Origin of the sequence: Cephaloticoccus capnophilus (assembly GCF_001580045.1) — a bacterium.
GTDB lineage: Bacteria > Verrucomicrobiota > Verrucomicrobiia > Opitutales > Opitutaceae > Cephaloticoccus > Cephaloticoccus capnophilus.
Genome location: NZ_LSZP01000012.1, coordinates 1 through 8,221, shown reverse-complemented (window position 1 = coordinate 8,221; position 8,221 = coordinate 1). Strand labels below are relative to the sequence as shown.

Sequence of the window (8,221 nt, the reverse complement as noted above, 5' to 3'; positions counted from 1 at the left end):
CAGATTTTGGTTTCGTTTCTGCGCGTCGCGCAGAGGCGAAACCAAAATCTAAATGGGTGCAGCGACACGCTGCCGCCCCACGCGCAGTGGGAGGAACAGCCCCTAATCAAACCCAAACTCGCCCTTGCGCTGGGCTGCGTTCGCGATAAGGGCTTCTACCTATGTCGCTGCGTGCGCTACTTGCCCTCCTCCTTTGCGCCTTCGCCCTCCTCGGCGGAGCGGGCGCGTCTGAGGGGCAGGCCTTGCACGACGACGCGAACGACGAGTGCGGTGGTGAATGCTGTTGTGACGTGTCACCCAGCCAAGACAGTTGCTGCACAACACCCACACGCGGAGGCCAAGGCAGCGCGGCCCAACACTCGCCGACGACCGCCCAAGCCCCGCAGCTCAAAGCCCGCCGCGCCGCCGCCCGTGCCACAGCGGCCTCTCTATTTTATGCGCCGTTTCTGACGGCGACCTCGTCGGATACGAGCACACAGGCTCTTGCGAGAGCCACCGCCGATCCGGCCCTAGCGACACCGACTCCCGCACTGCGAGTCACTCAGTGTCGCTGGCGACTCTAGGCAGCCGCAGGGGTCGCAGACCCTTTTATTTTAGCGAGCCGCTCGGTTGGCGGCCCCTTGCCCGCTCGTCGAGATCCCCAGCCGCCCGCGCACAGCCGTGCTGTGCCCTGCCCTAGCCACTTCACACCCGCTACTCAGCCATGAAACCGCTCTCCTCTTTCCGCCTTCTGCTCGCCTCACTAGCCCTGCTCGCCCCGCTCGCGCCACCGGCACTTGCCGCAGCTAAACAGATTTACCAGTCGCCGATGCACCCGTGGATCACCTCGGACAAGCCCGGCCGCTGCACCATTTGCGGCATGCCGCTCGTGCTCGTCACGCTCGACGACGACCCGGCCGCCAATCCTTCAACAGCGAACGACAGCGCCTCGCCACTCGTCACGCTGAGCGCCACCCAACACAGCGTCAGCGGCATCCAGACTGCGCCCGTCATTCGCGGCACCCTCACCCGCACACTCCGGGTAAACGGCAGCATCGAAGACGACGAGACGCGCCACCGCATCCTCGCAGCGCGCGTCCCGGGCCGCGTCGAAACGCTCCACGTCAATTACGTCGGAGCCGAAGTCCGCGCCGGCGAGCCGCTCGCCGTGCTCTACAGCCCCGAAGTCCTCACCGCACAGCGCAACTACCTCGAACACCTCCGCGCAGGCGAAGCCTTCGCCGCCACCGACCGCGCCGCCGCACGCGAACGGCTCCTCGAGCTCGGCCTCACCGCAGCCGAAATCCGCGCCCTCGAAACCACACACAGCGCCACCGCACTGCACACCGTCCGCGCACCGCTCTCCGGCACCGTCGTCGCCCGCGCCGCCTACGAAGGGCAATATGTCTCGGTAAACGACACGCTCTTTGAGCTCTGCGACCTCTCGCAACTGTGGTTCATCTTCGACCTCTACGAGCCCGACCTCGCGTGGGTCAGCGTCGGCCAAGAGGTCGAAGTCTCGCTGCTCTCGCTCCCCGGCGAAGTGCTGCGCGCGCCCATTGCCTTCATTGATCCCAACCTCGCCCCCGTCACCCGCACCGCCCGCGCCCGCGTCGTCCTCGACAACGCCCAAGGCAAACTCCTACGCCGCCAAACCGCGACCGCACTCCTCCGCGCCGCCACCCCCGACCGACTGCTCGTCCCCCGCACCGCCGTGCTCCAGCACCGCGGCGAGGCGATCGTTTTTGTCGAGGAAGCCCCGCGCCGCTACGCCGCCCGCGCCGTGACGCTCGGCCAAAATGGAGAAGGCCAAGTCGAAATCCTAAGCGGCCTCGCAGTCGGCGAGCGAGTCGTCACCGAAGGCGGGCTCATCCTCGATGGACAAGCCCAACTCGCCGCGGTAAATGCAAGCCACAGCGCGCAGCCTGAAAACGCCGCCAGCTCGGCCCAGCCCGATGCTCCCGCGCAATCCCACATAAGCCCCACGCCGCTAAACGAAGCGACCCGCACGGCGCTGCTTGCGGCGGCCCTCGCCGCAGCCGATGCCGCCCACGCGCTCGCCGCTGATGACCTCCCCGGCTACCAACGGACCCTCCCGGCACTCCGCGAAACGAGCCGCGCCTACTCGGCAACGCATCCAGATGACGAACTGGCGACACTCACTTCCGCGCTCGCCGAAGGTGCGGACTTGAAGCAAGCCCGCGACGCCTTCGAGCCGTTCAGCACCGCCCTCGCCGACCTCGCTCGCGCAGCACAGCTGCACCACGGCAAAGCGGGGCTGCACCTCTTCCAATGCCCGATGACACCCGTCCTCGGCACGGGCCGCTGGCTCTCCCGCTCGGCGGAACTGCGAAACCCCTTTTTCGGCGAACTCATGCTCGAATGCGGCGAGCAGCTCCATTGAGCGCAGCCCGCGCACGCCGAAAACCACCGCTAACGCATCGTGCTCAATCATGATTGACCGCCTCATTCACTGGTCCTTGCACAACCGCTTCGTCGTCATCGCGGGCTTCCTCGCGCTCTGCGCCTGGGGCATCGTCGCGCTCCAGCGCGTGCCCATCGACGCGCTGCCCGACCTCTCCGAGAACCAAGTCATCGTCTACGCCGATTGGCCGGGCCGCTCTCCCCAAGAAGTCGAAGACCAAATCACCTACCCGCTCAGCGCCTCGCTCCAAGGGCTCGCCGGTGTCAAAGCCGTCCGCGCCAGCTCCATGTTTGGGTTCTCATTTTTGACCGTCATTTTCGAGGACTCGGTCGACACCTACTTCGCCCGCACGCGCGTCCTTGAGCGGCTTAGCTCGCTCGGCCCCGACCTGCTCCCCGCCGGAGTCGTCGCCCGGCTCGGCCCCGATGCGACCGGCCTCGGCTGGGTTTACCAATATTACCTCAAAGACGAATCCGGCACCCAGGACCTCGGCACACTGCGCAGCCTGCAAGACAACGTCCTGCGCTACGAACTGGCGAGCGTCCCGGGCGTCGCCGAGGTCGCCTCAATCGGTGGCTTCGTGCGCCAGTGGCAAGTCGAAGTCTCCTCGCTCAAACTCCAGCAATACGGACTCACGCTCGGCGAAATCATGGATGCGGTCGCCGCGGCCAACCTCAATGTCGGCGGGCGCACCATCGAGGAAAACGCCGCCGAATACGTCGTGCGCGGCGTCGGGCTCGTCGAGCGGGCCGAAGACCTCGAGGCAGTCGTCCTCGCCCCGCGCAGCGGCACCCCGCTCCTACTGCGCGACGTAGCCCGCGTGCAAATCGGCGGCGATTTCCGGCGTGGCACACTCGACGTCGATGGCCGCGAAGTCGTGGGCGGCATCGTCGTCATGCGCTATGGCGAAAATGCCCACCGCGTCATCGCCGACATCAAGACGCGCCTCGCCACACTCGCCCCCAGCCTCCCCGCAGGCCTCACGATCGAGGCGAGCTACGACCGCAGCGACTTAATCGACCGCGCCATAAACACGCTCAAACACGCGCTCACCGAAGAGATCCTCCTAGTCACCCTCGCGCACATCCTCTTCCTCTTTCACTTCCGCAGCATCCTCATCGTCACGCTGCCGCTGCCCGCCGCGATCCTCATTTCGTTTATCCTGATGGATCGGCTCGGCATCCCCTCGCACATCATGTCGCTAACCGGCATCGCCATCTCAATCGGCGTGCTCGTCGATGCGGGGATTGTGATGACCGAAAACGTCATCCGCCACTGCGAGCGGGCGACCCTGGCAAAACAGAAAACGGACGCGCGGCGGCCCCGAGCTGACCGCACGGGCGACGACCCTGCCGCCAATAAAAAGGATCTGCCCGCCCTGACGCCCAAGGAGATCTTCGCCCTCACGCTCAGCGCCTCGCGCCAAGTGGGCCGCCCGATGGTGTTCTCTATGTTCATCATCATCCTCGCCTTTGTGCCGGTGTTTTTGCTGACCGGCCAAGAGGGGAAACTCTTCCACCCGCTCGCCTACACTAAGACCTTTGCGCTCGTCGGGGCCGTCCTCCTCGCCGTGACCGCCGTCCCCGTGTTTTGCACACTGCTCGTGCGCGGCCCCTTCACGCCCGAAAGCGAAAACTGGCTGATGCGCGCCCTGCTCCGCGTCTACGACCCGCTGCTCAATGCCGCGCTTCGCTGGCGAAAAACCGTCCTCGCACTCGCCACCGCACTGCTCGCCTTTTCCTGCCTCGTCGCCTTCGGCGTGCCGCGCGGACTCCGCGCGCGGCTCCCCGACTCACTCGCCACGCGCGCAAACGGCTTTGGCAGCGAATTCATGCCCCCGCTCGAAGAAGGCGCCTTGCTCTTCATGCCGGTGCTGCTCCCCGCGACCTCTCTCACCGAGGTGAAGCGAATCATGGCTTGGCAAGACCGCGTGATGAGCGAGCACCCCGCCGTCGCCTCTGTCGCCGGCAAGCTCGGACGCGCCGAAACCGCCACCGACCCCGCACCCGTCGAGATGATTGAGACCACCATCCTGCTCAAACCGCAGAGCGAGTGGCCCGCCGGCACGACCAAAGACTCCATCATCGCCGACCTAAGCGCACGCCTCATGCAAGTCCCCGGCTACGTCCCCGGCTTCCTCCAGCCCATCGAAAACCGGATCCTCATGACAAGCACCGGCATCCGCGCCCAGCTCGGCATAAAACTCTTCGGCACCGACCTAAGCGATCTCCAAGAAAAAGCCTTCGAGATCGAGCGCATCATCTCGCAAGTCGAAGGCGCGGTCGGCGTCGCCCCCTCGCGCGTCCAGGGAAAACCCTACCTCGAAGTCGTCGCCCGCCGCGACGCGCTCGCCCGCTACGGGCTCTCGCTGCGCCAGCTCTACGACACGGTCGAGGCCGGCATCGGAGGCCGCGTAGTCTCTACCACACTACGCGGACGCGAGAAATGGCCCATCCAAGTCCGGCTCGAACACGGCGACCGCAGCGACATCGACGCGCTCGCCGAACTCCCGCTCAACACGCCCTCGGGCGCGAAGGTGCGGCTGTCCCAAGTCGCCGACATCCGCCGCACAGTCGGGCCCAACGAAATCGCCAGCGAGAATGGACGGCTCCGCGTCTTCGTGCAGGCCAATGTCGTAGGCCGCGACCTCGGCTCCTTCGTCGCCGAAGTGCGCGAGCGACTCGACCGCGACTTCAGCCCCAGCCCGGGCCAAACACTCGAGTTTTCCGGCCAATACGAAGCCCAGCTGCGCACCCGCCGCACGCTCGCGCTGATTTTCCCGGCAGTGATTGGGATCATCTTTGTGCTCCTCGTCATGACCTTTAACTCCGCGAGCGAGGCCGCGCATGTGCTCCTCGCCGTGCCCTTCGCGCTGACCGGCGGCGTCCTCCTCCAAGCCCTACTCGGCTACCCGTTTAGCGTCGCCGTGTGGGTCGGCTACATCGCGCTCTTCGGCACCGCCATCCAGACCGGCGTCATCATGGTCGTGTATCTAGAGGAAGCCCTCGCCAAACGACGTGAGGCGGCGCACGCGCAAGGACGCACATTTGAGCGCCCGGACCTGCTCGCCGCCATTAAAGAAGGCGCGCGACTGCGCTTGCGGCCCAAGGTCATGACGGTCGCGACCACCATCGCCTCGCTCACGCCGCTCTTCTGGCTCGACCGCAGCGGCGTCGAGGTCATGCGCCCGCTCGCCGCCCCCGTCGTCGGCGGCATGCTCTCCAGCCTCCTCCACATCCTCATCGTCACCCCCGTCATCTTCGCCTGGATCCAAGAACGGAAATTAAAGAAAGCCTCAAAAGTCACCCAGCTCAAATGAACGCTAAAGCCACCTGCTGCGCCTCCTCCGCGAAAGCCACTCATAACGCCGGGCCGACGGCCCCCGCGCCCCAAAATCAGCCTGAGGCGGCCATTCCCGCTCCCAATGAACGCGTCTATATGGGCCTGCCGCACGAGCGTTACTTGCGGCCCCGGCTCTACGTCGCCGCCGCACTCGCCCTGCCCGTCCTCGCGCTCTCGATGGGCGAGATGCTCGCACCCTGGGCCTTCGCGTGGCTGCCCCCCACGCTCAACGGCTGGCTCCAACTCGCACTCACCACGCCCATTTTCTTCTGGGCGGGCGCACCCTTTATCCGCCGCTGGTGGTACTCCATTCGCGAGCGCGACACTAACATGTTTACCCTCACCGTCACCGGCACCGGGGCGGCGTATTTCTATAGCGCAGCGAGCCTCCTCTTCAGTCAGCACTTTCCTGAAACCTTGCGCAGCGGGATGAGCGCCATGCACGGCGCAGCGGCAGGAATGAGCGGGGCTGCAGGGCTGCCACCCCTCTATTTCGAGGCGACGGCATTCATCACCGCGATCGTGCTGCTAGGCCAAATCATCGAACAACGCACCCACTCCCGCACTGACGCCGCGATACGCGGCCTCATGCAGCTCGCGCCCAAAACCGCCCACCGTATCCGCGCGCAAGACGGCAGCGAGGAAGACGTGCCCGTTGACCAAATCCGCCCCGGCGACCTCCTCCGCGTCCGCCCCGGCGAATCGCTCCCCGTCGATGGCGTTTTGCTAGCAGAGCCAAACGGCGCGCGCATCGGAGCCGAGATAGACGAGTCCATGTTAACAGGCGAGCCGCTCCCCGTCGAAAAGCGCGCGGGCGACACGCTCAGTGCAGGCACGCTCAACACCACTGGCAGCTTTACCTACCGCGCCGAACGCGTCGGCTCCGATACGCTCCTGGCGCAAATCGTCGCCCTCGTCGAAGAAGCGATCGAAAGCGAACCGCCCATCGCCCGCCTCGCCGACCGCGTCTCCGCTTGGTTCGTGCCAAGCGTCCTCGGCGTCGCCGCACTCACATTTTTTGCGTGGGGCTTGCTCGGTAACGAACACGCCTGGCTCTTCGGCCTACTCAATGCAGTCGCCGTCCTCATCATCGCCTGCCCCTGTGCGCTCGGACTCGCCACCCCCGTCTCACTCGTGACCGGCATCGGCCGCGGCGCACAAGTCGGCGTCCTCGTCAAAGACGCCGCCGCACTCGAAGCCCTCTCCGGCAGCACCACCCTCATCATCGACAAAACCGGCACGCTCACCGAAGGCCGACCGACCCTCAGCGCAATCACGCCGCTGGGCGGCCGTAGCGAAAGCGAAGAATCCCTGCTCGGACTCGCCGCCTCCGCCGAAGCCCCAAGCGAACACCCGCTTGGCCGCGCAATCGTCGCAGCCGCCCAAAAACGCGGCCTCAGCCTCCTGCCCGTGTCCGACTTCCACGCCACACCCGGTGCGGGCGTCCGCGCCACCGTCGCGGGTCGCCGAGTAGAAATTACCCGAGCCAGCGCGGAGGAAATCGCCGCCGCCCCACTCGATAGCTCCGCAAATACGCAAACGCTCGTCTGCCTGCGCATTGACGGCGCCCCCGCCGCACTCATCGCCCTCGCCGATGCGATCAAACCCAGCACCCCCGCCGCACTCGCCGCGCTCAAAGCCCAAGGCTTCCACATCATCATGGCCACCGGCGACCGCGAAGAAACCGCACGCACTGTCGCCGCACAACTCGGGCTCGACGAAGTCCACGCCGCACTCAGCCCCGCGGATAAACAGAAACTCGTCCGCGCCGTCCAAGCCCGAGGCGAGCGCATCGCCTTCGCCGGCGACGGCCTCAACGACGCCCCTGCCCTCGCCGCCGCTAACGTCGGCATCGCGATGGGCACCGGCACCGGTGTCGCCATCAATAGTGCTGGACTCGTCCTCGTAAAAGGCGACCTCGCCGCACTCGCCCGCGCCAGCACCCTCGCCCGCGCCACCCTGCGCAACATTCGCCAAAACCTCTTCTGGGCCTTCGCCTACAACAGCGCAGGCATCCCAATCGCCGCCGGACTCCTCTTCCCCCTGACCGGCTGGCTCCTCAGCCCCATGCTCGCCAGCATCGCCATGTGCCTGTCCTCGCTCAGCGTCGTCACCAACGCCCTCCGCCTCCGCAGATTAACGCTGTAACCCACGCCGCCGCCTAGCACGGGCTGGTACGCTTTTCCCACTACGCGTGGGGCGGCAGGCTGTGCCTGCACCCATTTACAGAGCCGCTTGGCTGCCGTGCATTCGCACAGCAACCAAGCGGCTCTGTGAAAAGGAACCCAAACTTGGAGGCGGGAGCTTACTGATGATTTTCCCCGCCTCGCCCAAACGGGTTATCATTCTACTTTCTCCTCCCTGTCGCAACGCGACAGGGGAGAGTGCTTTCAAATTTGGGATTTCGCTTTCGCGCGATAGCGCGTTGCGAAATCCCAAATTAAATGGAAGCGGTCACTGACCGCCGCCCCACGC

The 8,221-nt window shown here is 65.9% G+C and carries 4 protein-coding genes; all 4 read left to right on the top strand.

Annotated features, from left to right (window positions below):
- Nucleotides 1–161: 161 nt before the first annotated feature.
- The 4 genes from AXK12_RS08745 (at nt 162) to AXK12_RS01520 (ending at nt 7,894) form a co-directional block, all read left to right on the top strand.
- Nucleotides 162–563, top strand: a complete 402-nt coding sequence (locus AXK12_RS08745; RefSeq protein ID WP_156468775.1) for a hypothetical protein — start codon at nt 162–164, stop codon at nt 561–563.
- Between the two features lie 140 nt (nt 564–703).
- Nucleotides 704–2,383 (top strand): efflux RND transporter periplasmic adaptor subunit, encoded by a 1,680-nt coding sequence (locus AXK12_RS01530; RefSeq protein WP_068711018.1) that lies wholly within the window; start codon nt 704–706, stop codon nt 2,381–2,383.
- Nucleotides 2,384–2,432: 49 nt separating this feature from the next.
- Complete coding sequence (locus AXK12_RS01525; RefSeq protein WP_068711017.1) at nt 2,433–5,723, top strand: efflux RND transporter permease subunit; 3,291 nt, start codon at nt 2,433–2,435, stop codon at nt 5,721–5,723.
- Entirely contained in the window at nt 5,720–7,894 is a 2,175-nt protein-coding gene (locus tag AXK12_RS01520; RefSeq protein WP_231863475.1) for a copper-translocating P-type ATPase, read from the top strand. The genes AXK12_RS01525 and AXK12_RS01520 overlap by 4 nt, the downstream gene beginning before the upstream one ends.
- The last annotated feature ends 327 nt before the right edge of the window (nt 7,895–8,221 follow it).

Excerpts from the sequence above, each read along its gene's own strand:
- AXK12_RS08745 (WP_156468775.1), top strand. The coding sequence starts at position 162 with ATGTCGCTGCGTGCGCTACTTGCCCTCCTCCTTTGCGCCTTCGCCCTC.
- AXK12_RS01520 (WP_231863475.1), top strand. The coding sequence starts at position 5,720 with ATGAACGCTAAAGCCACCTGCTGCGCCTCCTCCGCGAAAGCCACTCAT.
- AXK12_RS01525 (WP_068711017.1), top strand. The coding sequence starts at position 2,433 with ATGATTGACCGCCTCATTCACTGGTCCTTGCACAACCGCTTCGTCGTC.
- AXK12_RS01530 (WP_068711018.1), top strand. The coding sequence starts at position 704 with ATGAAACCGCTCTCCTCTTTCCGCCTTCTGCTCGCCTCACTAGCCCTG.